The organism is Pseudomonas sp. D3, from assembly GCF_029320995.1.
Taxonomy (GTDB): Bacteria; Pseudomonadota; Gammaproteobacteria; order Pseudomonadales; family Pseudomonadaceae; genus Aquipseudomonas; species Aquipseudomonas paraveronii.
Genome location: NZ_CP119772.1, coordinates 3,469,270 through 3,496,109, shown reverse-complemented (window position 1 = coordinate 3,496,109; position 26,840 = coordinate 3,469,270). Strand labels below are relative to the sequence as shown.

Annotated in this window: 22 protein-coding genes and 2 pseudogenes; 19 read left to right on the top strand and 5 right to left on the bottom strand. The window is 57.7% G+C overall.

Annotated elements, in window-relative coordinates; translation table 11 throughout:
* Positions 1–123 precede the first annotated feature (123 nt).
* The gene (locus P3S72_RS15870; protein ID WP_276193030.1) at positions 124–804 is read left to right on the top strand and encodes a BON domain-containing protein; all 681 of its coding nucleotides are present in this window, start codon (positions 124–126) and stop codon (positions 802–804) included.
* Between the two features lie 32 nt (positions 805–836).
* Here the strand turns inward: P3S72_RS15870 and P3S72_RS15865 are convergent, their stop codons facing one another.
* Complete coding sequence (locus P3S72_RS15865; protein ID WP_276193029.1) at positions 837–2,219, bottom strand: response regulator; 1,383 nt, start codon at positions 2,217–2,219, stop codon at positions 837–839.
* A 385-nt stretch (positions 2,220–2,604) separates the two neighbouring features.
* On the opposite strand from P3S72_RS15865, the gene P3S72_RS15860 reads away from it, so the two are divergent.
* The 8 genes from P3S72_RS15860 to P3S72_RS15825 all read left to right on the top strand — a co-directional run bounded on the left by P3S72_RS15860 (position 2,605) and on the right by P3S72_RS15825 (position 10,070).
* Positions 2,605–3,987 carry an NAD-dependent succinate-semialdehyde dehydrogenase gene (locus P3S72_RS15860; RefSeq protein WP_276193028.1) on the top strand — a complete coding sequence of 461 codons (1,383 nt, stop codon included), beginning with the start codon at positions 2,605–2,607 and terminating at the stop codon, positions 3,985–3,987.
* A gap of 63 nt (positions 3,988–4,050) precedes the next feature.
* Entirely contained in the window at positions 4,051–5,190 is a 1,140-nt protein-coding gene (locus P3S72_RS15855) for an NAD(P) transhydrogenase subunit alpha (protein ID WP_276193027.1), read from the top strand.
* On the top strand, positions 5,187–5,528 hold the full coding sequence (locus P3S72_RS15850; RefSeq protein WP_276193026.1) for an NAD(P) transhydrogenase subunit alpha: 342 nt from the start codon (positions 5,187–5,189) through the stop codon (positions 5,526–5,528). The genes P3S72_RS15855 and P3S72_RS15850 overlap by 4 nt, the downstream gene beginning before the upstream one ends.
* Before the next feature lie 9 nt (positions 5,529–5,537).
* Complete coding sequence (locus P3S72_RS15845; protein WP_276193025.1) at positions 5,538–6,974, top strand: NAD(P)(+) transhydrogenase (Re/Si-specific) subunit beta; 1,437 nt, start codon at positions 5,538–5,540, stop codon at positions 6,972–6,974.
* A gap of 343 nt (positions 6,975–7,317) precedes the next feature.
* On the top strand, positions 7,318–7,677 hold the full coding sequence (locus tag P3S72_RS15840) for a response regulator (protein WP_247396059.1): 360 nt from the start codon (positions 7,318–7,320) through the stop codon (positions 7,675–7,677).
* Complete coding sequence (locus P3S72_RS15835; protein WP_276193024.1) at positions 7,677–8,288, top strand: chemotaxis protein CheC; 612 nt, start codon at positions 7,677–7,679, stop codon at positions 8,286–8,288. The genes P3S72_RS15840 and P3S72_RS15835 overlap by 1 nt, the downstream gene beginning before the upstream one ends.
* 13 nt (positions 8,289–8,301) lie before the next feature.
* A complete protein-coding gene (locus tag P3S72_RS15830; RefSeq protein ID WP_276193023.1) occupies positions 8,302–9,630 on the top strand; it encodes an ATP-binding protein in 1,329 nt (442 codons plus the stop codon).
* Positions 9,631–9,632: 2 nt separating this feature from the next.
* Entirely contained in the window at positions 9,633–10,070 is a 438-nt protein-coding gene (locus tag P3S72_RS15825) for a response regulator (protein WP_276193022.1), read from the top strand.
* A gap of 73 nt (positions 10,071–10,143) precedes the next feature.
* Here P3S72_RS15825 and P3S72_RS15820 read toward each other — a convergent pair whose 3' ends face one another.
* The 4 genes from P3S72_RS15820 to P3S72_RS15805 all read right to left on the bottom strand — a co-directional run bounded on the left by P3S72_RS15820 (position 10,144) and on the right by P3S72_RS15805 (position 15,545).
* Complete coding sequence (locus P3S72_RS15820) at positions 10,144–10,950, bottom strand: protein-glutamate O-methyltransferase CheR (protein WP_276193020.1); 807 nt, start codon at positions 10,948–10,950, stop codon at positions 10,144–10,146.
* A 30-nt stretch (positions 10,951–10,980) separates the two neighbouring features.
* On the bottom strand, positions 10,981–11,505 hold the full coding sequence (locus P3S72_RS15815; RefSeq protein WP_247396053.1) for a chemotaxis protein CheW: 525 nt from the start codon (positions 11,503–11,505) through the stop codon (positions 10,981–10,983).
* A gap of 41 nt (positions 11,506–11,546) precedes the next feature.
* Positions 11,547–13,202, bottom strand: coding sequence for a methyl-accepting chemotaxis protein (locus P3S72_RS15810; RefSeq protein ID WP_346429956.1), 1,656 nt, complete (start codon positions 13,200–13,202; stop codon positions 11,547–11,549).
* 576 nt (positions 13,203–13,778) lie between these two features.
* On the bottom strand, positions 13,779–15,545 hold the full coding sequence (locus P3S72_RS15805) for a GGDEF and EAL domain-containing protein (protein WP_276193018.1): 1,767 nt from the start codon (positions 15,543–15,545) through the stop codon (positions 13,779–13,781).
* Between the two features lie 55 nt (positions 15,546–15,600).
* On the opposite strand from P3S72_RS15805, the gene P3S72_RS15800 reads away from it, so the two are divergent.
* The 10 genes and pseudogenes from P3S72_RS15800 to P3S72_RS15755 all read left to right on the top strand — a co-directional run bounded on the left by P3S72_RS15800 (position 15,601) and on the right by P3S72_RS15755 (position 26,819).
* Positions 15,601–15,822 carry a hypothetical protein gene (locus P3S72_RS15800; RefSeq protein WP_276193017.1) on the top strand — a complete coding sequence of 74 codons (222 nt, stop codon included), beginning with the start codon at positions 15,601–15,603 and terminating at the stop codon, positions 15,820–15,822.
* Positions 15,823–16,153: 331 nt separating this feature from the next.
* Complete coding sequence (locus P3S72_RS15795) at positions 16,154–19,015, top strand: PAS domain S-box protein (protein ID WP_276193016.1); 2,862 nt, start codon at positions 16,154–16,156, stop codon at positions 19,013–19,015.
* Complete coding sequence (locus P3S72_RS15790) at positions 19,015–19,644, top strand: response regulator transcription factor (RefSeq protein WP_276193015.1); 630 nt, start codon at positions 19,015–19,017, stop codon at positions 19,642–19,644. The genes P3S72_RS15795 and P3S72_RS15790 overlap by 1 nt, the downstream gene beginning before the upstream one ends.
* A gap of 163 nt (positions 19,645–19,807) precedes the next feature.
* Positions 19,808–20,992, top strand: a complete 1,185-nt coding sequence (locus P3S72_RS15785) for a methyl-accepting chemotaxis protein (protein WP_247396049.1) — start codon at positions 19,808–19,810, stop codon at positions 20,990–20,992.
* Between the two features lie 13 nt (positions 20,993–21,005).
* A complete protein-coding gene (locus P3S72_RS15780) occupies positions 21,006–21,374 on the top strand; it encodes a response regulator (protein ID WP_247396048.1) in 369 nt (122 codons plus the stop codon).
* Positions 21,375–21,407: 33 nt separating this feature from the next.
* Positions 21,408–21,725, top strand: coding sequence for an STAS domain-containing protein (locus P3S72_RS15775; protein ID WP_276193014.1), 318 nt, complete (start codon positions 21,408–21,410; stop codon positions 21,723–21,725).
* A 4-nt stretch (positions 21,726–21,729) separates the two neighbouring features.
* Complete coding sequence (locus P3S72_RS15770) at positions 21,730–23,868, top strand: chemotaxis protein CheA (protein ID WP_276193013.1); 2,139 nt, start codon at positions 21,730–21,732, stop codon at positions 23,866–23,868.
* Positions 23,865–25,190 (top strand): annotated as a pseudogene (locus P3S72_RS15765) (MCP four helix bundle domain-containing protein); the annotation flags it as partial. The gene P3S72_RS15770 and the pseudogene P3S72_RS15765, both read left to right, overlap by 4 nt.
* Positions 25,167–26,189, top strand: a pseudogene (locus tag P3S72_RS15760) (methyl-accepting chemotaxis protein); the annotation flags it as partial. The pseudogenes P3S72_RS15765 and P3S72_RS15760, both read left to right, overlap by 24 nt.
* A 123-nt stretch (positions 26,190–26,312) precedes the next feature.
* Positions 26,313–26,819 (top strand): chemotaxis protein CheW, encoded by a 507-nt coding sequence (locus P3S72_RS15755; protein ID WP_276193012.1) that lies wholly within the window; start codon positions 26,313–26,315, stop codon positions 26,817–26,819.
* The last annotated feature ends 21 nt before the right edge of the window (positions 26,820–26,840 follow it).

Below are 26,840 nucleotides of genomic sequence, written 5' to 3'. Positions count from 1 at the left end.
GTTCAGTGCAAAAATGAACGACCGCTTTATACCCAAGGATAGGTACTTTCCGACCTGCTGAAAATTATCGCAACGAGATACGCTTTGGCCGATTGAGACTTTTAAAAACACTGGAGCTTTTTTATGAACACCGATGAAAAGCTTAGGCAGCAAGTGATTGAAGAACTGCGTTGGGACTCGGCACTGAAAGCCGATCAGGTTTTAGTGCAAGTGTCTGATGGCATCGTCACGCTCACCGGCAACGTTGCCAGTCATGCCGAGCGGTGGCACGCGGAGCAGGCTGTCGCTCATGTTGCCGGTGTCGTGGATCTGATCAACCAGATCGATGTCGTGCTGCCCTCCAGCCATGTGCGCACGGACAGTGATCTCGTCGCGGCAGCCGTTGCCGCATTGCAATGGAACACCTCGCTGGCAGACCACCGCGTCAAAGTCAGCGTGGCGGATGGCTGGCTGGTGCTCGGCGGAGAAGTGGATTCTGAGCATCAGCGCCAGACGGCCGGTTATGCAGTGCGCTATCTGCAGGGGATCAAGGGGATCAGTAACGATATCGTGGTCAAGACGCAGGCCTCTGCACAAACCATCAAGACAGATATCGAGTCAGCGTTTCGACGCAAGGCCATCATCGACGCCCATGGTATTGATGTGCGCGTGGAGGGCGGGGACGTCACGCTATCGGGGATTGTCGGATCGCTCCCGGAACGGGAGATGGCGCGTTTGACTGCATCGAGCACTGCGGGTGTGCTGAAAGTTGTCGATAATCTGCTGGTAGCGCCTATCCGACCTGATACGCCTGGCTCGATATAACCGCGCGGGATTGCCCACAGTGTTGATGTTGATCATGGGATGAGTCCGTTGCGCTTACCATCGGCAGCCGCAACCGGCGTTTTTTCGCCGGCTGCCAGGGCGATGCGGGCGAGCTCGGGAATCGATTTGGCTTCAGTCCTGCTCATGATCGACGCTCTGTGCTTTTCCACTGTCCTTTGACTAATCCCTAAATCAGCCGCAATGTTTTTGCTCGGATGGCCGTCCAGAACCATCGCCATAATCTGGCGCTGACGTGCCGTGAGGTGGCTGATATGGTCAATGGCAGCCTTGCGAAGCACCTTGGAATCTTCGGTATCGACTTGATTGGCCAACGCTGCTGTCACACTGGTTAACAGCTGCTGATAACGAAACGGCTTTTCAATGAAGTCGCATACCCCCGCCCTCATTGCATCGACGACGTCTGCTACGCGGCTGTTGCAACTGATCATGAGAATGGGCAGCTCGTCACCCTGTGCTTTAAGACGGGCAACCACCTCGAGCCCGTTGATGCCCGAGGGGCGTGCCTCAATGATCAGGCAGCCCCTTTTGTCACCGGCATAACTGCCGAGAAACTGCTCAGCAGTGCAATAGTCACGCACCAGGTAACCTACTGACTCTAATACGCTGCGCAGGTTGTTGCGCAGCACCGCATCCTCGTCCACCACGTACATGACGGGTGGGTGCGAAGAGGGCATGGCGTGTGTGGTGGGTACTGCAGCTTTTGTACTTAATGCGGCGCCGAGGGTGGCGCGCAACACGTTCAAGCTCACAGGTTTGCGCAGGAGCACGCAATCGGCGGTCAGGGCTGATTGGGTAATCTGCTTTTTCGTATCGGCGGTCAGTATGATCGCGGGTGTGATTCGATTGAATTGACCGCGGATTTTTTGCACCAGTTGGACACCGTCCATGGACCGGTCAAGCGTGTGCTCCGTCAAAATCAGGTCCGGCTGAATGCCTGAACGCGCGATCCATTCCAACGCAGCGACGCCATCGCTGACCGCTACCGTCTGATAGCCCTGCGAACCTAGTCCGCAACTGAGCATGTCGCACAGCAGGGCGTCCGGTTCCACGATCAACAGCAGGCAAATGCGCGCCGTGCTCAACGCTCGAGCGCTCAGTTGTTTGTGCGCGCAGGGTTGAGTGACTGACGGGGGGGAGGGTTGGTCGAGTCCGAATCGACTCAACAACTTCTCCACAGTGGCATCCAATTGTTCGAGCACCCTGCGCGCAGGTGTCGTGGGGTCGAATTCACACGCCTCAAGCTGGCCCACAACGAGTGAAACCAACTGTGCTGTCTGGCGAAGTTTCTGATCAATGCCGTACAACCGTTCAGCGGAGGACGGGCAGTAGACGGATGCAGGGCCTGATGCCTGATGTGGCAACACATCTTCCGACAAGGATTGATTGACTTGCATGATTAGCCCTCCTGACAAGACACGGTGTCGTATTGCCTGTTGCGCAATCCTATGCAGTTTTTAAGGCGCGTTAATTGATCTATGTAAGTATTTACCGAGCCTCTACGAATCTAAATTCCTCAGTTTATTGCGAACAAACAGACCGCTCACGCTAAGCGTCTATATAAGGCGGCCTTTGGGTTTTAATTGTCGGTTTTTGCACCATCGAAGTGCGCTCGTAGCACCGTTAAAGTGCCAGCCCGCACTGAATGACGATGCCATCAGTAGTTTCCGACGCTAGCCACCCGCATGCATTCGGGCCACCGTAATGCCGGTTCATGGAGACGGCGACTGAACGTGGCCGGTTAGACGTTGGATAACTCAATCTCATTGGAAGGCAACCGTTATGGCTTATACGACTATCAATCCATACAACGGCGAGTTGCTCGCACAATTCGATACTCTGACGGCTGAGCAACTGGAGCACAAACTGGCGGCCGCGGCGCAGTGCTATGCGACGTGGAAAAACACAACGTATGCCCAGCGTGCATCGATCATCGCGAAGGCCGGTGAATTGATGCATCAGCGCTTCGATGCCCTGGCCCGTAAGATCACGCTGGAAATGGGCAAGCGAATCAACGAGGCCCGAGGCGAAGTGCAGTTCAGCGCCGATATCATGGCGTACTACGCCAAAAACGCCGAACGCTTCCTGGCCCCGCAAACGCTTGAGCCGACCCAAGGTGAAGCGCATATGGAGAGCAGTCCCATCGGCGTGATCTTCGGTGTCGAACCGTGGAACTTTCCCTTCTATCAGTTGGCTCGCGTGGCCGGCCCGCATTTGATGGCAGGCAACGTGCTGGTGATCAAACATGCCGGTTGCGTGCCTCAATGTGCGATGGCCTTTGAGCAAATCCTGCTCGAAGCCGGCGCTCCTGCCGGGCTCTATACCAACCTGTCGATCTCCCATGAACAGTCCAAACAGGTGGTCGATGACCCCCGTGTTCGTGGCGTTGCACTGACCGGAAGTGTCGCCGCCGGCCGCAGCCTGGCGTCTTGGGCCGGGCAGAACTTGAAGCCATCCTCCATGGAGCTGGGGGGCAGCGATGCCTTCATTGTGCTGGAAGACGCGGATCTGGATCTGGCTGTCAAATGGGCGATATGGGGGCGGATGTATAACTGCGGGCAGACCTGTTGCGCGGCAAAACGCTTCATTGTCGTGGATAAGGTGGCCGATGCGTTCCTGAAGGGCTTTCAGGCCGGGCTCGCGGCGCTGAAACCCGGCGATCCCATGGAAGAAGCGACGACCCTGGGTCCGCTGTCTTCGGAAGCGGCACTGTTGCAGTTGCTCGGGCAGGTTCGCACGGCGACCGATCACGGTGCCAGGATTCTGCTGGGTGGCACACGTATCGATCGCCCCGGCGCCTTTATGACGCCGACCATTCTCAGCGATATCGCCCCTGAAAACCCGGCGTTCCGGGATGAGTTCTTCGGCCCGGTGGCGCTGTTTTTCCGGGTCAAGGACGAAGACGCTGCGATCGCCTTGGCAAACGATTCTGACTTTGGCCTGGGCGGCTCTGTGTTCACACGCGACCTGGACAGGGGGCGTCGTGTGGCCAGTCGCGTGGAGACCGGGATGATGTTTATCAACAACATCAGCTGGAGCGATGCCGAGTTGCCCTTTGGCGGCATCAAGGACTCAGGCTATGGACGCGAGCTGGGCGACATGGGGATCCAGCAGTTCGTCAATAAAAAACTCGTGCGTTACGTGTCGGCTCAAGCTCCCGTCTGAAGCCTTGTCTTTTTTACATTCCGGGTGCCCGGCGATACGCGGGCGCCTTCAACGGAGCGCGCGATGTACGTCAATGTGGCTGTGCTGAAAGAAACCCACCCGCACGAACGACGTGTGGCCCTCGTGCCTGGCCTCTGCGCGAAGTTAAGTGCTTTAGGGGCAAAACTTCATATGCAGTCGGGGGCGGGTGACGCGAGTTTTTTGCCGGACGCGGCTTATTCGGACGTGTTGTTCGTGTCCAGCGGCGGACAGTGGCTGCATGAGGCCGATGTGCTTCTCGCGGTGCAGGCGCCTTCGCTTGAGGTCGTAGGCAAGATGAAGCCTGGGTCGGTACTCCTGTGTTTTGTGTATGCGCAGAAGAATCCGGCTTTGGTGCAGCGTTTATTGGAGCGCCAAGTCACGTGTTTTGCCATGGAGCGCCTGCCGCGCATCACGCGGGCTCAGTCGATGGATGCGCTTTCCAGTCAATCAGCGTTGTCTGGGTACTATGCGGTCCAACTGGGCTCGGTACAGATGTCTCGCATCCTGCCAAAAGTCACCACGGCGGCGGGTATCGTGGGGCCGGCGCGAGTGTTGGTCCTGGGATTGGGCGTGGCGGGGCTGGAGGCCATCGCGACCGCGCACCGCCTGGGCGCCGTGGTAGAGGGGTACGACGTTCGCCCGGAAACCGCGGAGCAGGCCAGATCCCTGGGCGCCAACTTTGTCGATGTGGGGGTCGATGCGCGAGGCAAAGGCGGTTATGCGCGGGAGTTGAGTGACGCAGAAAAAACGCAAGTGGCTCAAGTCTTGACTGAGCATATCCAACAAGCGGACCTGGTCATTACCACGGCGGCAGTGCCGGGGCGGCCCTCACCACGCTTGGTCAGTGCCGCACAGCTCGCCGGGATGAAGCCCGGTGCAGTGATCGTTGATCTTGGCGCCGAAGGCGGCGGCAATTGCGAAGGGTGTGTGCCCGGACAGACTGTCATGGTCGGCCAGGTAACACTGATGGCACCGTTGAATCTGCCCTCATCCTTGAGCCAGGACGCCAGCCTGCTATACGCAAAAAATCAGTTCAACTTATTGGCGCTGATGTTGAAGAACAACGTCATCAGCATCGACTGGGACGATCAGATTCTGGCGCAAACGGTACTCACCCACGCGGGCAAACTCATGCATGCGCTGAACCCAACGGATGCCGCAACCCAGGAGAAGACCTCATGAACAGTGCTGGCTTCGTCGGGCTTTATATTTTCATGCTCGCCGCGTTTGCCGGCTGGGTCATCATCGGCCGGGTCCCGGCCATTTTGCACACGCCGTTAATGTCGGGCTCGAATTTCATCCATGGCATTGTGGTGATCGGCGGGCTTATCGGGCTGCTCGATGCCGCGAGCGTGCCCGAACAAACGGCCGGTTTTGTCGCCGTGTTGCTGGGGGCGGGGAATGCCGCAGGCGGGTATGCCGTCACTGGCCGGATGCTGGCGATGTTCCAGACCAGCGCGCCGGAGCCCAAGCGGCGTAAAGCTCATCACTCTGCCACCCGGAAACCTGAAAAGGCTTGAGGTTTGATCATGTTGATTATGACGTCGCAGTGGCTGATTGGGCTGGTGTATTTCTTCGCGGCTTTTTTACTGATTTTCGGGTTGTGGCGCATGTCTTCGCCCGTCACGGCGGCCGGCGGCATTCATGTTGCCGGTTGGGGCATGGCGGCCGCCGTCATCGTGAGTTTTCTCTACGCATTCTCCGTGAGTGAGGCGGCCCGCCCACATTTGCCTGTTAACGTCAGCCTCGCGCTCGGCGCGCTGCTGTTGGGCGGTGGCGCAGCGTGGTGGAGTGGGCGCAAAGCGGCAATGACCGCCATGCCGCAGATGGTCGCGATATACAACGGCATGGGCGGGGGCGCCGCCGCCGCGATCGCCGCCATGGAGTTGTTCGGGAATCGAGTGTTCGACCTTTCCGCATTGGTCGGCACGTTGTTTGGCGCGTTGATCGGCGCCATCTCGTTATCGGGTTCCTTGATTGCCTGGGCCAAGTTGGATGGCCGCATCAACAAGCCATTGCGCATGAAAGGCCTGCAACTGATCAACGCCTTGCTGATGCTGGTGACGCTCTGCGTAGGCGCTTGGCTGATGGTCGTCATGCAGGCCGCACACGGTTCGTTAAACGACGTCCTGTGGTTGATCGGTGTGTTCTTCGGCTGTGCGTTGCTGTTCGGGGTGCTGATGACGTTGCCCATCGGCGGTGCCGACATGCCGGTGGTTATCTCTATCTACAACGCCTTCACCGGACTGGCGGTCGGCCTTGAAGGCTTTGTGTTGCAGGTTCCGGCCATGATGATCGCCGGCATGCTGGTTGGCGCTGCTGGCGTACTGCTCACATTGCTGATGGCCAAAGCCATGAATCGCACGGTCGCGCATGTGCTGTTTGCACGTTTTGGCGATCAGCCGGTTCGTAAAGGCGCAGCGATCGTGGGTGAGCTCAAGCCGACGGCGGCGAGTGATGCAGGCGTCGCCATGCGTTACGCCAATAAAATCATCATCGTGCCCGGCTATGGCCTGGCCGTCGCGCAGGGGCAACAAAAGCTCTACGAGTTCGTGAAGTTGTTGCAAGCCCACGGCGTGCTTGTGCGATTCGCGGTACACCCGGTAGCGGGGCGTATGCCGGGACAAATGGACGTGTTACTGGCTGAGGCCGGTGTGCCTTACGACCTGATATTCCAGTTGGATGACATCAATGCCGATTTCGCTGACACCGATGTGGTGTTAGTGATCGGCGCCAACGACGTGGTCAACCCCGCTGCACGCAGCGATAAAGCATCGCCCATCTATGGCATGCCGATCCTTGATGTGGACAAGGCTCATCACGTGTATGTGGTCAAGCGCGGGGAGGGCAAGGGTTATGCCGGTATTCAGAATCAGCTGTTTTACGCAGAAAACTGCAACATGGTGTACGGCGATGCGCAGGCCGTCCTGGTCAAGATGATCGAGGCGGTCAGAGGTTTGGGATAACGCGTTTTCGGGCTGGGCCAGGCCACCTTTCAGGCCGGCGGGCACCCCGCTCGCCGGTGGTGCTCTGCGGGCCGGGCTGCAACGGCGCCCAGGCGGGTCAGAAACAGCAGGCGTCATTAAATTAATCAGCGATCTGATGGTCCCAGTTCGGGAAATACACCCCAGGTCTATAGCGGCGTGTAGGGAATGCCCTACATGCGTCTCCAATCAATAGGGCAGTATCAGCATTGGCTGATGGCTCTTTGATATTCTTCAGGCTAGAGTGGTTAAAAGATTCTAACGAATCTTAGTTTCTGCGGCCTCGACCGACGCTGCGAGACACTTCATAAATGTGGAGTGCGCCATGAAAGTTCTAATCGCCGATGACTCATCCATGTCCCGCAAGCTGGTCTTGCGATCCCTGCCAGAATCACTGACCGAAGATATTCGCCAGGCCTGTAATGGTGCCGAGGTGATGGAGGCGTATCACGCCGGGTTGGTGGAGCTGCTGTTTCTCGACCTGACCATGCCGGTCATGGACGGCTTCCAGACGCTTGAGGCCCTCAAGCGTGAAGACGCCAATGTGGTGGTCGTAGTGATTAGCGCAGACATCCAGCCGCTGGCCAGGCAGCGAGTATTCGAGCTGGGCGCTGCTGCATTCGTCGCCAAGCCCGTTACAGCTGAAGCTGTACTCGATGCATTGCATCTCATAGGAGTGCTGTGATGGAAACCTTGGCCGCGCTCACCGAAGACCAACGTGATGCCCTGCAGGAACTGATGAATATTGCCATGGGGCAGGCGGCCGAGCGACTGGCCCTGCTGACCGATACCATGGTTACGCTTTCGGTTCCTTTCATTCACCCGCTGATTCGGGAACAGAACAAACTGTCGATTCCGGAGCATCTTCGCCGACGCTTCATGATTGTCACCCGCCAGTCTTTTCTGGGTGAGTTACGCGGCGAGGTGTTCGTGTGCTTTGGCTCGATGGGGGCCGATAAGCTGGCCGAGCTGCTGGGCTATAACGACGACGGCCCTGAGCAGCAGGAAGAGCTCATGTTAGATGTCACCAACATCCTGTCCGGCGCCTGCATCAGTGGCCTGGCCAGGCAGGTGGCGATACAAGTGAGCTATGACGCGCCGTCGATTCTGGTCCACAGAGAAGAGCCCACGAACGCACTGGATGAATTGAACCTGAACGAACACCTTGCGATGGTGTTAGAAATCCGTTTCGAGGTTCAGGCTCATCAATTCTCGTGCGACCTGCTGATCTGCATCACCGAACGTACAGCCGGTGTTGTCATTCGGGCCATCGATCGTTTGCTTTACGAGCTTTGAAAAGGGCGTCTTCATGACAGACAACAAGGCAATTTCCCGGGAAACCCTGGAGTCGATGCTCAAGGCGATCAATATGGGCGTGCTGCTGGTCGATCAGGACTGCAAGGTGCTGTTCTCCAACCACTTTATGTCTATCAATAGCGGCCGAAGTTCCCAGGAGCTGGTGGGGCGCACGCTGTTCGAAGCATTTCCGGAGCTGCCTGAGCGCTGGACCCGGCAGAAGATCAACAGTGTCTTCACGCTGCAAAACTTTGCTTTTACCTCCTGGCAGCAACGGCCGCACCTGTTCAATTTCGAAAGCACCCGGCCCATCAGCGGCATGGTCCGGCACATGTATCAGAACTGCACCTTCTTCCCCGTGCAGGACGCCGATGGCGGCAGTCTGGGTGTAGGCCTGGCCATCAGTGATACGACCGACACCGCGGCCCGCCAACTCGAACTGACGCACCTTAACGAGTTGCTAGAAGAGGAAAAGAGCGCCCAGGCACTGCTTATCGCACGGCTCGAAGACGCCCAGGCGCAGTTGCTGCAGTCCGAGAAGATGGCGGCGATAGGGCAACTGGCTGCGGGGGTGGCCCACGAGATCAATAACCCGATTGGCTTTGTTTGCTCCAACGTCAACAGCCTGCGCCGTTACCTCGTGGATATTTTCGCACTGCTCGATGCCTATGAGCAGGCCAGTGACGAAACACATGCCCATGCTCATCCTGAGCTCGCGGCCATGCGGGACAAGGCCGATTACAACTTCATGCGTCAGGACATCGACGAATTGCTCACCGAATCGGTCGACGGGCTGGACCGTGTCACTCGTATAGTCAAGGACCTGCGCGAGTTCTCCCATGTCGACAGTTACGAATGGCAGTTGGCCGATCTGCACAAGGGGCTGGATAGCACCCTCAACGTTATCTGGAACGAGATCAAGTTCAAGGCTCAGGTAATCAAGTACTACGGCGATATCGAACCCATCGAGTGCATGGGGTCACAGATCAATCAGGTTTTCCTGAACCTGCTCATCAATGCCAGCCATGCCGTCGGCGCCGACGGCGAAATCATCATCAGCAGTGGCAGGGAAGACGGCGGCGTTTTCGTCGAGATCACCGACAACGGTCATGGCATTCCTCTGGAAATCCAGAACCGGATATTCGAACCGTTTTTCACAACCAAGCCGGTGGGCATGGGATCGGGCCTTGGCCTGTCGCTGTCGTACAGCATCATCGTCAAGCACCATGGAAGGCTCACCGTCAGAAGTGAGCCGGGCAGGGGCAGTTGCTTTCGCGCGTGGTTGCCATTGCGCCAGCCCCTGGTTCAGGCCCACTTGGCCTCTGCTGTTGAAGGTAGCTGATCATGGACACCCCTTCCTTGAGCGAAAAACGCCACACCGTCATGCTGGTGGACGACGAAGAAAGTATCCTCAACAGCCTGCGCCGCTTGCTGCGCGGCAAGCCTTACGACTTGCTGCTGGCCACGAGTGGGGCGCAGGCGCTGAGTCTTTTCGAACTGCACCCTATAGACATGATTGTCTGCGACGCGCGCATGCCGTTTATGGACGGTCCGACCCTACTCCGGGAGGTGCATAAGCGCGATCCAACATGCATGAATATCCTGCTGACCGGTTATGCCGACATGAGCATGATCACTCAGGCAATCAGCGATGGGTATATTTTCCGCTACATCAGCAAGCCCTGGAATGATGAAGAGCTTCAGCTCACCCTCGATCAGGCTCTGGACCTGCAGAATGTGCTGCGTGGCCGTGACAACCCGAAGGCGCTCATTAGCGAATAGAACGAAAAATTGCGCGCGATCGGGCTATCACCTCAGCGCCCCCACGCAACGTCAGTTGATGTTCGCTGGCAGCTCATGGTTTTTGATAAATCGAAGGCGCCACCAGCTTGAGCGCATCGCTGACGCCGTTCAGGCTTTCCGAATGACTGATCATGAAATAGCCGCCACGTCGCAGAAATGGGAGGAGGCGGCTGACCACTTTTCGCTTGGTCTCCTGATCAAAGTAAATCATCACGTTGCGCAGGAAAATCACATCGAATTCGCCCAATTTGGGCAGGGTCTCGATCAGGTTGACTTGAACGAAACTGACCCGGTGGCGCAGGGTTTTGTCGATCAGGAAGGTGCCTTCCTGCTGGCCAATGCCCTTGAGGCAGTATCGACTGAGCAAGGGTAGCGGCAGCCTGTTCGCGCGTTCCATCGAGTAATGCCCGTTCCGGGCCTTGGCCAGGACCTGGGTGCTGATATCTGATCCGATAACCTCCCAGGGCGTACTGCGCAGGTGTTCGGCAAGGGTCATGGCCAGGCTGTAAGGTTCTTCGCCCGAGGAACTGGCCGCGCTCCACACCCTGAAGGTCTTGCCTGGCGATGCGAAGGGCAATACCCGTTCGCGCAGGAACTCGAAGTGCTTGGGTTCACGAAAGAAATACGTTTCGTTGGTGGTCAACAGGTCCAGGGCAAACTGCAGCTCGTCGGGGTTCTCCTTGCCCATTATCATTTTGAAATACGCGCCGTAGCTCTCCAGCTCATGGAACTGCAGGCGCTTGAACAGACGTCCAGCAACCAGGGCCTTTTTCATGGGAGACAAGTGGATGCCTGCCGCGCCATAGAGCCAGGACTGGAACTGGGTGAATTCGCGATCTTCAAGATTGATCTGTTTCAATCCGAACTCCTTGTTCGTGACTCACTGGGCCTAGAGGGTAGGGCTGTCGCCGGCGTCCGCCAGTTGAGATATTTCATCCACGGATAACACCTTGTCGACCTGCAACACGATGACGAACCTACCGGCGACCTTTGCCATGCCGCTGATAAAGTCAGGACGAATGCGTGCGCCAAAGCTGGGGGGCGGCGCGATCTCGTCCGCCGGAATTGCCAGCACCTCTGACACACTGTCCACCAGAAGCCCGATATCCTGGGCCTGGTGGTCTTCACTGCTGGTTTCGAGGATCACTACACAGCTGCGTCGGGTCACCTTCGTGCAGGGCTGTCCGAACCGTGCCTTGAGGTCCAGCACCGGCACCACGGCACCCCGCAGATTGAGCACGCCGCGCACGAAGTCGGGCATCATCGGCACCGGGGTCACGTGTCCGTACTCGATGATTTCCTTGATACCCAGGATATCTATGGCGAACATTTCGCCGCCCAGCAGGAGCGTCAGGTACTGCGCCTCCTGCTTTTGAATCGCAGCCGTTTGTCGGGTATTGGTTAACGCGCCCATGTCGCTCTCCTGCATGAAAAAGCATCGCGTCCGGTTTGCGCTTAGAACCGCGTGAACTCGCTTTCGTCGGGGCCTGCGCTCTTGAGGAAGGTTTTCTGCTGGACCGCTCGCGGTGCCCGCGCCACCGCGCGCGACACACTGCTTGCCGGGCTAGGCTTGCCAAGTGTGACGTTCGATGCCCGCTCACCCGCCTCCAGTGTGAAAAAGCTCATGGACTGCTGCAACTGTTCGGCCTGGGTACTCATTTCTTCGGCGGTAGAAGCGAGCTCCTCGCTGCTGGAGGCATTTTGCTGAGTGACCTGGTTGAGTTGGTTCATTGCCGAATTGATCTGCGACACGCCGGCTGCCTGTTCTTCGGAGGCGGCCGTGATTTCCTGGACCAGATCGGAGGTCTTGTTGATCGAAGGCAGCATCTCGCCAAGCAAACGGCCCGCCCGTTCGGCCATTTCGACACTGCTGGTGGATAGCTCGCCTATTTCCAGCGCGGCCACCTGGCTGCGTTCGGCCAGTTTGCGCACTTCGGCCGCCACCACTGCGAAGCCCTTGCCATGTTCGCCGGCTCGCGCCGCTTCAATGGCTGCGTTCAAGGCCAGCAAGTTGGTCTGGTAGGCGATGTCGTCGATGATGCTGATGCGTTGCGCGATTTTTTTCATCGCCTGGACCGTCTGCTGAACAGAGTCGCCTCCGTCCCCGGCTTCCTTGGCCGCCTTGCTGGCCATGCCGTCGGTTATCTTGGCGTTCTCGGTGTTCTGGTTGATGCTGGCACTCATTTGTTCGATGGATGCGCTGGTTTCTTCGACGCTTGCGGCTTGTTGGCTGGTGGTCTGGCTGATGGACTGGGCTGTAGCGCTGACTTCCTCCGACGCGCTGGCCAGACCGTCGGCGGCATTGCGCACCTCACCGATAATCTGCGAAAGCTTGCCGACCATTGCCTGCATCGCCGTGAGCACCTGCCCGGTTTCGTCTCTGGAACCCCCTTCGATCTTCACGGCCAGGTTACCTTCGGCCAGTTGGCTGGCGACATCCACGGCCCTTCTCAGCGGGTTGGAAATGATGCGTGAGATAAACAACGCCAGCGCGATGCCCACCAGCAGGGCCACGAGTACCGCGGCGATGATTGACAGTCGCGCGTTCGCGTAGATTTCGTTACCCCGTTGATTGGCTGCCGTCGCCCCGGCGTCGTTGAAGTCGATAATTTTTACCAGGTCGCTGGCGACTTGTTCGAAGTCGCGTTTCGAGTCCCCTTTGAGAATGGCGTTGGTCTGTTCCTTCGCACCCAGCCGGGACTCGGCCAACAGGTTCTTGCTGGTATTGAGGTAGTTGTTCCAATCGTTCTTGAATGTATCGAACAACGCCTGCTCAGCCGGGCTTGAGATCAGCTCTTTTTCATAGCGCGCGATGCGGGTATCGACTTCCTTGCGAGCATCGACGGCCTCCTGTTCATATTGCGTCTGTTCTGTCGGACTGTCGGCCATCAGATGGCGCAGTTCCTTGATCCGATAGTTGGCGACAAAAAAACGGATGCCAGAGGCAACCCGCACTGAGGGCAACCAGTTGTCGCGCATCTCAGTGGCAGTCTCGTTGACCATGCCCAGTTGGATGATGGCGAACCCGCCCGTCAGGGCCGTCAGCACCAACACCAGCAAAAACGACGTGATGAGCTTGGTGGCTATTCTTAAATCGTAGAACCATTTCATTGAAAGGCCTCTCCATGTGCGGTGCGGTCGGCTTAATTGCCGGTATTGTTATCGTTCAACGAATAAACAGCGGGCTGCCCGGGTTTACGCCGGGCACGTTTCCTGGTGGTCGGCGGGTTGATTGACGTTGACTCGTCTGCTGGGCGATGGCCGCTACTTCATTCACCATCGCCCGTCGTTCTGGCGTAGGCTCAGCAGCCCCAGCCCCAGCGGGGCGTGAGTCGCTCAATAGCGGGGCGCACACACCACCGGCGGCGGATATGAGCGGTAATCGGAAAAAAGCGCCTGCCTGAGGAAGGGGCTGCAAGTTGCCGTATGACGACATAAGTTCCTCCCTGAATCAGTAAACCTCGATCCTTCTCACATCCCTATCGGCCCAGGCCAGGATCAACTTGAGCGCAGAACAGGTCAGTCGTCGGCCAGTGGCAAAATAGTTCAGTTTTACAGGGGCGCTCAGTAACGGCAGTAATGTTGCACTGATCATTTATATAATCGGTCGTCGACCAGCGGCGGAAGCGCGTTATATACAAAGCCCGCAACCGCAGAGTGATAATCCTTAAGAATCACGAGTGCCTCCTAGCTTCTTTGTCCTATCCAGGCTTCTAAAGCCTTGGAACTCATAGGTTTTGCTATCAAGTAACCCTGCGCTTCAGAGCATCCCCACTGTGTTAAAAGCTCTAGAACTTCTTCGCTTTCTACACCTTCTGCAACGACTCGGTAGCCGAGGCCCTTCGCCAGCTCTATCAGGGTTTTAACCAGTTTCTTATCATTTTTATTGGTGCACAGCCCACTGATCAGCGACTGGTCAAGTTTAACGGTGCTGGCCGGAAGTTTCTTCAAATACGCCCAGTTACTGTAGCCGGTGCCAAAGTCGTCAACGGCGACCGCTACGCCAAACTTACGAACGCGCTCCAGTTGCCGGATGACTTCTTTCGGGTTGGTCATGAGCATACTTTCGGTAAGCTCAACTTCAAAGTCGGCAGGTTCCAGGCCGTGTTTTTCGACTTCATGAATCAGGGTGTCTACGAACTCGGCGCTTTCCATGTCACTGACAGTAATATTCATCGCTATCAGCAGGCGCAAACCTCGCGCTTTCCAGGCCGCCGCTTGCTGGATAATGGCTTTGAGCACCCATAACCCAATGGAGGCTATCAGCGCTGTTTTTTCAGCCAAGGGGATGAATTCAGCGGGACTGATGTTGCCGAGTACCGGATGCGTCCAACGTATCAATGCTTCTACCGAATGGCATGTTCCCGAGGGTAGTTTGATTTTTGGCTGATATACCAGACTGAACTGTCGGTCAGCGTTGACCGCCTCCGGCAACGCACTCAACAGCATAAAAGCCCGTTGTTGAGCTGCATCAAATTGCGGCTCATAAAGAAACCATCCGAGCTTGCGGTCACGGGCCTCATCCGCAGCGCTTACCACCAGGCGTAGCCAGTCCTGCTGGAGCTCTTGGGATTTTAAAATAGGCAGTACGCCAATCCCTACTTGCATGGGTATGGGGATGCCGTGACACGCAACCGGTGTTTTGAAGTTATGCAGAATATTTTCGCAAATGTGCTCAGGCGTCTGCTGCTCCTTGAGAATGAAGCCAAATCGCGTTGGGCTGATTTTATAAAGCAAGCAGGTATCGGGCAGCAGTTTTTGTAGGCGCGACTTTATGGCCAGGATCAGGTCTTGTGCAAAAGTATAACCCAGCGCTTTCACGATATCGTTGAGAAATTTCGGCGCAATGACGTCGATCGCATAAACCTCGCACGTACTTTTCACCCGGATCGTTTGATGGATATCCTCCTCAAACTTCAGTCGATTAAATAGCCCTGTGGGTGGGTCTACGAAGTTACGAGATCGCATATGACAGATACGCATCATGACCAGTTCCGCGAAGCCATTGAGCATGTCAACGTCGAGCGCGCTCATGGGTGTGCGGGCGGCGGTGTCGATGATGCAGAGACTTCCCAGGGTAAAACCATCTTCGGTAATAAGTGGCGCACCGGCGTAGTAACGAATATACGGCGCGCCAGTAACCAAGAGGTTGTCTTTAAACCGGGTATCAAGGCTGGCGTCCAACACCTCCAACCGCGAATTATCCAACGTCGAGTAGGCGCAAAAGGAAACCTCTCTTGGCGTTTGGGTTGCCTCCAGGCCAACCCGCGCGCGGAACCATTGACGATGTTCATCGACGATTGAGATCAGCGTGATCGGCGCGTTGAAATACGCAGAGGTCATTGCGACGATTTTGTCGAAGACTTCGTCGGAGTCGCCGCCCGCGGGGCAAAATTTCGCGACCTCTTTTAGCCTTTCAGCTTCATTCGACGGAATGGGAGCGCCTTCGCCCATGATGACCCTCGCAAGTGCTTGGTTCTGATTAACGGTATCAGACGGTGATGTCACTATGATATCATTTTTTCATTCGCTGGATCGCTCGAAGGTCTGCGCGTCGGCGGCCTCCCTTGATGCTCTCCAGCGAGCAGTGCCGGCTGTCGCTATCAGCAAGCACACGCGCGTTGATCGCTTGGCCAGACGCTGGATCGGTGCGCTCAACGATGCCGCGCAAGACCTGCAACGGCTTGCACCCATCACCGCACCGTCGCAGGTCAGCATAGACAACAAGTGACGCAAAACCAGCGTCGGTCCAAGTGCTTTGACCTGGATCATTTACTCGAATGCCTTCGCATTTATCGTGCTGTAGTTCTTTGAAGCTTGAGATTGAGCTACAGTTCGAGCAAAGCATTATTAGTTAGTCTGAAGACACACTCAAAACGATATATACAAGTTGGCGGTTAATCGCGATTGAATGGTTCCGTTCTCCTAGAAAAGGTCAATGTTCAGTCGTTTCCGACTTCCAGCGCTATGTAGAAGGTTGCTAGGCGTTTTACACGTCTTTCAAATGTCAAGTACTGTCAAAGACCTAGGTACAGGGACGTATGGCTCGCGACACACAGGCAATGGTTGACGACGATACGTTGCGAACCCTCGAGAGCGTGCTCGGCTGTCTGTCAGTTGCGGTTGTGGCGCTGGACCGAGCCGCTCGGGTTGTCGCTGGCAACCCCGCGTTCTCACACCTGCAAATTCATAATGGTATTTCTCCGACTGCCGGCGGCGAGTTTATCGCCCTCCTGCGGTCCGAAGACCAGGGTGTTTTTTACGCGGCACTGGAACAGGCAGCGGGGAAAACGCGAGTTGGTTTCTCGGCGCTGAGCAGGCTGTCGTGCGGGCTGGACATCGTCTTGACGCTGTGGCGCGAGGATTATTTTATTGTCGAGGTCATTGCCCGCCAGGGACCGTCAGCCGCGCAATCCGATACCGAAAGCTACTCGCAGATTCCGCTCAGGTCGATTTTCGATTCCTCCGGTACCGGCCTGGCGTTGGTGTCGTTGGACGGTCGTTGGCTACGGGCCAATGGCGTCATTTGCAGCCTGCTTGGGTATAGCGAAGCGCAGTTGCAAACCACCACGTTCATAGCACTGACCCACCCCGAAGACCGGGAGGTTGGCAAGCAGTTGATCGACGAACTCAAGCGCGGTGAAAGGCCTGGCGCGACGCTGCATAAACGCTGTATCCGTCGCGACGGGCGGGTGGTGTGGGTGCGGTTGACCGTGGGGCTGGTGCGCGATGATCAAGGGCAGCCAATCTGCTTTGTGTCCCAACTGGAGGACATCACCGAGAACTGGCAGCTTCGCGAAACACTGATGGGCAGTGAACTCAAATTTCTCACCCTCGCGGAAAATTCACCCAACATCATTGTTCGTTACGATCGCAACCTGCTGCGCACTTACGTCAACCCGACATTTTTGCTCTTGACCGGCATGTCTTATGACGAGTCGATAGGCGTCAGCCCTGACGCGGACGCGGGTGAGTATCTCAACCAACTTCGCCATGTCGTCGCGACGGGCGAAACGGCGCAATTCCTGGACAGTTGGACCTTCGCGGACAGTACTGAGTCTGTCAGTTGTGCGGTCAGCCTGACGGCCGAGCGCAGTCCGACAGGCGAGGTGGTCGGCGTGTTGGCGCTGGCCCACGACATTACGGAGTTGTGCAAGCAACAAGTCCTGGAAGATGCGCGCTTGGGCATTTTCGAAAAAATGTCGACGGGCGCCCCCCTTGAGGAAACGCTGGGGCTCCTTGTGGGTTATCTGCAATTGGCCTTGCCCCACCGGTCCTGCAGGGTGCAGCTCGGCACTGGCACTGTGATGAATAAGGCGTCTGCTGTCGGCTGGTCCGAACCGATCGTGGACAAACAAGGACACATTCTCGGCACTTTCGAGTTGTCCCAGTCTCCCGGCACCGGGCCGGATGAGAGCGACACGCTGCGCGTGCGCCAGACGTGTCACATTGCGGCGATTGCGATCGAACGCTGGCGATCAGAGTCGTTACTTCGGGAGCGTGAGCGTCGTTATCGTGACATTTTTGACCACACCCTGGACATGCTTTGCCTGCTGGAAATGACTGAGGTCGGTTGCCTGCGTTGTGTCGAGGTCAACCCCGCGTTGTTACGCGCGCTGGGCAAAGCTCATGCCGATGTTATCGGTGAGCCCCTGGAGCCGATCTTTGGTCGGTTGAGCGCGCAAAAAATCCAGGCGCTGTGCGAGCAATGCACGAGCGCCGGGCGGGTGGTTGAGTCCGATGAGGGCGTGATGCTTCGCAACGAAGTTCGTCAACTGCACGTTACTCTGGTGCCGGTAGCGGATTCGGGGCGCATGGCCCCGCAGATATTGGTGATCAGTCGCGACATTACCCTGTTGACAAGGGCCAGGCAGAAAGAACTCGGACGCCAGCACGATATCAGCGCCCTGGTCGAAAACAGCCCGGATGCTATCGCTCGTCTGAGTGCTCATGGCGAGGTGCTCTACGTCAATGCGCAACTGCGCAAATGGGTGGGCGGGGCCTGGCCGGAACTGATGGGAATGCCCATGGATGCGGTGGCGCCCCTGAACCACCAGTCTCAGCTGTTTCGCGAATTGGTGGCCCAAGTGATTCAGGAAAATAAAGCGACGGAGCAAGAGTTTTTTCTCTCGGGGTTGAAGGCCGCACCCAAAGTGGTGCTGATCCACTTTGTGCCAGAGGTCGACGGCCAGCGGGTCGTGAGTGTGCTGGCGGTGGGGCGCGACATTTCCAAGCTGCGCGCTGCCGAACGGCGCCTGGCCAACTCCAATGCACAACTGCGTGATCTATCGACCCGCCGCGAAACGGCGCGGGAAGAGGAGCGCAAACTGATCGCCAGGGAGATCCATGACGAGCTGGGCCAGCACCTGACGGCACTGCGCATGGGGATATCGCTGCTGAGGTTTCAGTTCGGCGCCTCCACACCGGAGCTGACCCCGCAGGTCGAGCGGCTGATGGTGCTGACCGATAAGACGATCCAGGTCGTGCGTGATGTCTCTACCAGCCTGCGACCCTCCGCCTTGAACCTGGGGCTGGTCTCCGGTCTTGAATGGCTGACAACCGAATTCGTCACCTTGACCCGAGTTCCCTGCGTGTTGCACCTGCCTTTGATTCCCCTGACGCTCCCCGATACGCACACCACCGCCGCGTTTCGCATCGTGCAGGAGTCGTTGACCAATATCGCGCGCTACGCCGAAGCGACACAGGTCAGCGTCACCCTGAGCCCGCAGGAAACGCACTGGCTGCTGGAGGTCCAGGATAACGGCAAGGGGTTTGACCCGGATGCCGTCACCCGCCAGACCTTGGGGTTGGCCGGGATGCGTGAGCGCGGCCTGATGTTGGGCGGCAAAGTGATCATTTTCAGCCATCCCGGACAGGGCACTACGGTGCAGGCGTTCATTCCGATGCACAAGGATACGTATTGATGATTCGCATGCTGATTGCCGATGACCACACCATCATGCGCGAAGGGCTCAAGCAGTTGTTCATGCTGGTCGCCGACGTCCAAGTGGTGGCCGAAGCCGAGAGTGGCGCGCAAGTGATCGAACTGTTGCGCCAGGTCGAGATCGACCTGCTGCTGCTCGACATGAATATGCCAGGTATCAGCGGCGAAATTCTGATTGCCCGCCTGCATGCCCAGTACCCGAATCTGCCGATCCTGGTGTTGAGCATGCATAACGAAATCCACATCGCGCAACGCGCACTGCGCGCCGGTGCGCTTGGCTACCTGACCAAGGACCGCGACCCCGAGACCCTGTTGATTGCCATGCGACGCGTGGTCAGCGGTCAACGTTACCTGGACCCTGGGCTGGCGGAGCAGATTGCCCTGCAGAGCAGCGGCTTGAAGCAACAGACCTACGTTGAAAGCCTGTCCGATCGCGAGTTCCAGATTCTGCGCTTGCTGGCTCATGGCATGAGCGTCAACCAGATTGCGGGGCAGTTGGTCATCAGCAACAAGACGGTCAGTACCCACAAGACTCGGCTCATGGAAAAAATGGGCTTCAGTTCTACGGCGGACATTGTTCGCTTCGCCATGACCCTGGGGATTTCATAGTCAGCGCCCTTGGGTAGGGATTTTCCTACCCGGGTTCCCGGTATCCCTACCCCAGAATAGGGATGGTCTGATGGCTGGCGTGCCATTACTGAGCCATCATCCTCCTCAAGCAATCTAACTGCCGATCAACCGGTGATGAGAGGCTTTGACTGGGAGACAGACCGTGAACGAACAGACCACACCCCCCTCGGCTGCTTTGACACTGTTTCCCGTGGCCTTGGCCGGTCTGCTCGGTGGGCTGGCGATCGCTTACAGCAATGGTTTCAGCGCCTGGGCAGTAGGGGCGGGGAGCGTGTTGTTGGCGTTGTGTATCGGCCTGGGCCTTTGGGCAAACAGGGGCTACCAGGCGCACTGGACCCGCCTGCGCCAGCAGCTCGATCAACCGGCAGAGACCTCGGCGACATTGGCCGTCGATAACGGTTTGGCAGATGTGTGTCTGAGCGTACTTCCGATCTGGTCCAGGCAGATTGAAGCGGCTCGACTGATCAGCGAAACGTCCATCCTCAAGCTCAGCGAACGTTTTGGCACGCTGTCATCAAACATCAGCAACAGCGTAGCCAGCAACGGCGGGCAAGACGCTTCCCAACAATTGGTCGACTTGCTGGAAGTCGGCCAGCGTGACCTCAACTCCATCGTTCTGGCCTTGCGCTCCGCGCTCTCGAATAAAGAGAACGAACTCAAAGAAGTCCTGCAACTCTCCGGCTTCACCGAGCAACTTCAGCAGATGGCCAAGTTTGTCGGTGACATCGCCAGTCAAACCAACCTGCTTGCCCTCAACGCTGCCATCGAAGCCGCCCGAGCCGGTGAGGCGGGGCGAGGTTTTGCGGTGGTTGCCGATGAAGTGCGCAAGTTGTCGAGCATGTCCGGCGAGACCGGGCGCAAGATCAGTGAAACCGTCAATACCGTCAACGCGGCCATTGCCCGCACGGTGCAAATGTCCCGCCACCACGCCGAACAAGACACCTTGACCCTCGCCGACTCGGAGCGCGTGGTCTCGCAGGTCATTGAACATTTTCGCGGTACCGCCCAAACCATCGTGCGCAACAGCCATGACTTGCAGCAGCAGAGCGCCAACGTCGCCGACGAGATTGCTCAGGTGCTGGTCGCCTTGCAGTTTCAGGATCGCGTCAGCCAGATGTTGACGCTGATTACCCGCGACCTGGGCAAGCTAGAGCAGCAACTGGACGAGCGCCAAGCATCAAGCCTGAGTGGGCATGCGCTCACCCCGATGGCCAGTGACCGTTGGCTGCAAGAGCTTTCAACGGCTTACACGATGCCGGAGCAACACGCCATTCATGGCGGCAACACGCACGCCAAGGCTGACGCCAGCGAAATCACCTTTTTCTAGAGGAGCTTTTCCGATGAGCAAAACCATTCTGATTGTCGACGACTCGGCCTCCATCCGGCAGGTGGTGAGCATCACGCTCAAAGGCGCGGGTTACGACGTGATCGAAGGCTGTGATGGCAGAGATGCACTGAGCAAGCTGGATGGACGCAAAATCCACCTGATTGTCAGTGACGTGAACATGCCAAACATGGACGGCTTCAGCTTCGTCAAGGCCGCCAAGCTGCTGCCAGCCTACAAGTTCACCCCGGTCATCATGCTGACCACCGAAGCCAGTGATGCGATGAAGCAGCAAGGCCAGGCGTCCGGTGCCAAGGCGTGGATGGTAAAGCCCTTTCAGCCCGCGCAAATGCTCACCGCCGTCTCCAAGTTGATCCTGCCATAGCGATGGCCAGCGACCGCTGACCAGGAGGTTTCCATGAAAAGCACCGTCCCGATGCTGCGTCGAATCCAGGTCATGGAAGGCCCCCTGACGATCTACACGGCCACTGAACAAAAAGACCTGTTGTTGTCGTTGTTTCCGCTGGCCCATGAGGTCGAGTTGGACTTGTCCAATGTCGACGAACTGGACAGCGCCGGTTTGCAACTGTTGATCCTCATCAAACGCGAGTCGCTCAAAGGGAGCACGCAGCTGTTGCTGAGCAACCCGAGTGTGGCCGTGATCGAAGCAATACGGCTCAGCGGTCTTGACGACTACTTCGCCAATCCGCCTTTCGCTCAGTCGCTTGGAGCATGATCGTATGAACATGGATGACGTGCTGCAGACCTTCATTGCGGAGAGTCGCGAGCTTTTGTTGCAAATGGAAGATGCGCTGCTGCAGATCGAGAAGTCGCCGCAGGACCTGGATACCATCAACGGCCTGTTCCGTGTGGCCCACACCATCAAAGGCTCGGCCGGCTTGTTTGGCTTGATGCCCATCGTTGAGTTCACCCATGTCGCCGAAAGCGTCCTGGATCGGGTCCGCAGCCTGGAAGTGCGCGTCGACGAGGCGTTGAGTGCGCTGTTTCTCGACGCCCGTGACCATATTGGCCAATTGATCGACCTGCTGGCCGAAGATGGCAACCTTGATCGATTGGACGAACCGTTGCAGGTCCAGGGCCAACGCCTGGGTGAGCGGCTCGCTCTGTATCTGGAAGGCTCGGTACCGACTGCTTCGCCCGCGCCTCAACATAATAGGCCTGCGGCGGATGACCGCGGCGACAGTCCCGGCCACTGGCATTTGTCCCTGCGCTTTGGCCCGGATGTGTTGCGCAACGGCATGGACCCCTTGGCGTTCCTGCGTTACCTGAGCACGTTGGGGCGTTTGCTACATACCGTCACCCTGTTCGAGGCGTTGCCACCGATAGCCTCAATGGACCCGGAAACCAACTACCTGGGGTTTGAGCTCGCGCTGGCCAGCGACGCCTCCCGGGAGGTCATCGACGGTGCCTTTGATTTTGTTCGCGATGACGCGCTCGTACAGATCCTCGCACCGCAAGCGACTGTCCAAGCGTGTCGCGCGCATCTCGACGCGTTGCCCGAAGACAACGCCGAGCTGCTCGAGCTGCTGGTTCGTTGCGGCACATTGACTGAATCCCAGGCCTTGCTCGTCGCTCAAGAGGGCGAGCAAGCACCGGCCGAGACGCACGGCGAGCTTGAGGCACCGCAGGATTCGATCACGCCGCTGATCAAGGCCGCCAAGAGCGCGGCGAGCAACGAAGGCAATCTGATTCGGGTCGACGCGGCCAAGCTGGATCAACTGATCAACCTGGTCGGCGAGCTGATCATTGCCGGTGCCGGCGCCAACCTGGTGGCGGTGCGTAGCGGGATTGGCGAGATGATCGAAGCCACCAGTCTGTTATCGCGGTTGGTGGAGGAGGTGCGTGACTCGGCACTGACCCTGCGTATGGTGCAGATTGGCGCGACATTCACGCGTTTCCAGCGGGTGGTGCGGGACGTCTCCAAAGAGCTGGGCAAGGACATCGTGCTGCACATCGGCGGTGGCGAAACCGAGCTGGACAAGACGGTCGTCGAGCGTATCGGCGACCCGCTGACGCATCTGGTGCGAAACGCCATGGACCATGGCATCGAGCCCGCGTCGATTCGCCTGCAACGGGGCAAGCCTGCCCAGGGCACGGTGCGCCTGAATGCCTATCACGAATCCGGCAGCATTGTAATCGAGGTCTCGGATGACGGCGGCGGCCTGGCCAAGGACAAAATCCTGGCCAAGGCCCGCGAGCGTGGCCTAGTGGGTGACGGCCAACAACCGGCGGATAAAGACATTCTGAATTTGATTTTCGAGCCGGGCTTTTCCACGGCCGACCAGGTCAGCAACCTGTCGGGCCGAGGCGTGGGCATGGACGTGGTCAAGCGCAATATCACCGCTTTGCGCGGCAACGTGAGTCTGGAGAGTGAAGAAGGGCAGGGCACGACGGTGCGGATTCGTCTGCCGCTGACGCTGGCAATCATCGACGGTTTTCTGATCGGGGTGGGCAAGGCCTCTTATGTCATTCCGTTGAACATGGTGGAGGAGTGCATCGAGCTGGCGCCCGGGCAGGGCGCCGAAACCGGCTACCTGGACCTGCGCGGCGATGTGCTGCCGATCCTGCGGTTACGGGACATGTTTGACGTGCAAGAGCCTCGAGGTAACCGCGAAAACGTGGTCGTTGTGCAATACGCAGGCATGCGTGCCGGCTTGGTGGTCGATCGCTTGCAGGGGGAGTTCCAAACCGTGATCAAGCCATTGGGCAAAGTGTTTGGTGAGGCCCATGGACTGGGTGGTTTCACCATCCTAGGCAGCGGAGCTGTCGCCCTGATTCTGGATATACCCAATTTGTTAGGACTCGTTGCCAAGGACGCCACCCACCGCTCAATCCAAAGTCCTTTATCGACTCAATGAAGCGTCATCAGGAGTTCCTCGCCATGACCGTTATCAGAAATATCATGTTGTTGGTTTTCACGGCAGTGCTGGGTGTTGTCGTGTTGGGTGGCACCAGTTTTTACCTGACCGATGAAATCAATACGAGCGCCAGCTATGCCAACGTCAACACAGTGCCGAGCTTGCTGGAGATCGACCGTGCCGCAGCGGCGTTCACCAACCTTCACGCCTTGGAATGGCAACGTTTGAACGGTCCTGAAAAAAATCTCGTGCCGAGTTACGCCGACAGCGTGGCACAGAACTTCAGTGTCATTGGCAAAGCCCTGGATCATTATCAGGCCAAGTTGATCTCCGACGACCATGACGCGTCACTGTTGACGCAACTGCGCGGCCACCTGGGTGAGTTTGCCACCTTGCAGGCGCATTTCGACAAGTTCATCGACAACGGTGATCAAGCCTCGGCCCGCGCATTGATTGAGGCGAGCCAGCCACTGCAGAACGCGGTGCTGACGGCGATCAGCGACCTGCGTGATTACAACCTGGAACTGGGGCGCAAGGGCCAATTGCTCGCCACCGCCACCGAGCAAAACGCGCGCTACATCATCCTGTTGGTGAGCGGCCTGACCCTGTTGGCTACCGTACTGATGGGAAGCTTGCTGGGGCGTAACCTGATGCGCCAACTCGGTGCTGAGCCTTCGGCGGTTCGAGCCTTTGCTGCACGGTTATCCGCCGGCGAGCTGAATGCCAAGGCGACGCTCAAGGCGGGTGACACCACCAGCCTGATGGCGAGCATGCAGCAGTTAGGGGCGAGCTTGAATGAATTGGTCGTGGAGATGGACCGTATGTCCAGTGAACACGATAAGGGCGACATCGACGTACAGATCGATGCCGGCCGCTTTCATGGCAGTTACCGTTCCATGGCCCAGGGCATCAACGCTATGGTCAACGGCCACATCGCGGTCAAGAAAAAAGCCATGGCCTGTATCCGCTCCTTCGGCGAAGGTGATTTGTCGGCGCCGCTTGAGCGCTTCCCTGGCAAAAAAGCCTTTATCAATGAAAATATTGAGTTGTTGCGCACCAATATCCTGGCGCTGATCAATGAAATGCAGCACATGTCCAGCGAGCACGAAAAAGGTGACATTGACGTCATGATCGACGTCGATCGCTTCTCGGGTTCGTACCGTGATATGGGGCGGGGCATCAATGAAATGGTCGGCGGCCATATCAGTGTGAAGAAAAAGGCCATGGCCTGTATCCGTTCATTCGGCGAAGGCGATCTGTCGGCACCCCTTGAGCAATTCCCCGGCAAAAAAGCCTTTATCAACGAGAACATCGAGCAACTGCGGGCCAATATCCTGGCGCTCGTCGACGACACCCGCCAGATCAGTGACAGCGCGCTGATCGGCAAACTGGACACTCGCCCTGACGTTACACGGCATCAGGGTGACTTCCGCCGCATCATCCTGGGTATCAATGGTTCGCTGGACGCGATCATCGTGCCGATTACCGAAGCCATGGATGTGTTGTCGGCAATGTCCGGCGGCGACCTGACCCGTAGCATCGACGGTGACTATCAAGGCAAGTTCCTAGAGCTCAAGCACTCAGTCAACGGTACCGTGGAAAAACTCTCGGAAATCATCGGCGAAGTGCGCGGCTCGGCTGACTCGCTGTCCAGTGCTTCTGAGGAGATCTCCGCCACGGCCCAAAGCATGGCTCAATCGGCGTCCGAACAGGCCGCATCGGTGGAGCAAACCTCGGCGTCGATGGAGCAAATGTCGGCATCCATTGCCCAGAACACCGAAAATGCCAAGGTCACCGACGGCATGGCAGGCAAAGCCAACAAAGAAGCCTCCGAAGGTGGTCGAGCCGTGAAGGACACTGTGGCGGCGATGAAGACCATCGCCGAAAAAATCGGCATCGTCGATTCCATCGCGTACCAGACCAATCTGTTGGCGCTCAACGCAGCGATCGAAGCGGCGCGTGCCGGCGAGCACGGCAAAGGGTTCGCGGTAGTGGCGGCAGAAGTGCGCAAATTGGCTGAGCGTAGCCAGATTGCCGCGCAGGAAATCAGTGAAGTGGCCAAGAACAGCGTGGCCTTGGCTGAACGGGCGGGCAACCTGCTTGATGAGATTGTGCCGTCGATTGCCAAGACATCGGACCTGGTGCAGGAAATTGCGGCCGCCTCGGAAGAGCAATCCATCGGCTCCGAGCAAATCAACAGCGCGATGTCGCAGATGAGCCAACTGACGCAGCAAAACGCGTCGGCATCCGAAGAGCTGGCGGCAACGGCCGAGGAGATGAGCGGCCAGGCCGAGCAGTTGCAGGAGTTGATGGGCTTTTTCACCGTACAGAGCAAGCGTGCCGGGCGGGCGGTCTCGATGCCCGTCGTCAGCCGTGCGGCGTCCACGTTTGACCAGGATAGCCGTTCGGCGGAGGGCGGTTTCGTCCGCTTCGGGAGTTGACCCATGAGTGCCTCAGCCGTTACGCCAGGCACTAGTGAGCCAGCGCTGCAAGTCGATGAACCCTTGCAGTACCTGACCTTCCTGGCTGCTCAGGAAATGTATGCGGTCAACACACTGAGTGTTCGTGAAATCATCGAATACAACCAGGTGACAACCGTGCCGATGATGCCGTCGTTCCTGCGAGGGGTCATTAACCTTCGCGGTTCGGTGGTGCCGGTCGTAGACCTCAAGGCGCGGTTCGGCAAGGGGGTGACGGTATTGGGCAACCGAACGTGCATCGTCATTCTGGAGGCGGCGAAGGAGGGCGAGTCCCAGGTCTTGGGCGTGGTGGTGGACTCGGTCAGTGAAGTGATCGAGATACTCGATATCGATATCAAGCCCGCCCCGGCTTTTGGCAACCATATTCGTACCGACTTCATCCGCGGGATGACCAAGGTGCGAGGCGAGTTTGTCACGCTGCTGCAAATTGAGCATGTTTTGTGTGTCGATGAGATGGCCGGCTTGATGTGACCGTGACGCATACGGCCGCGC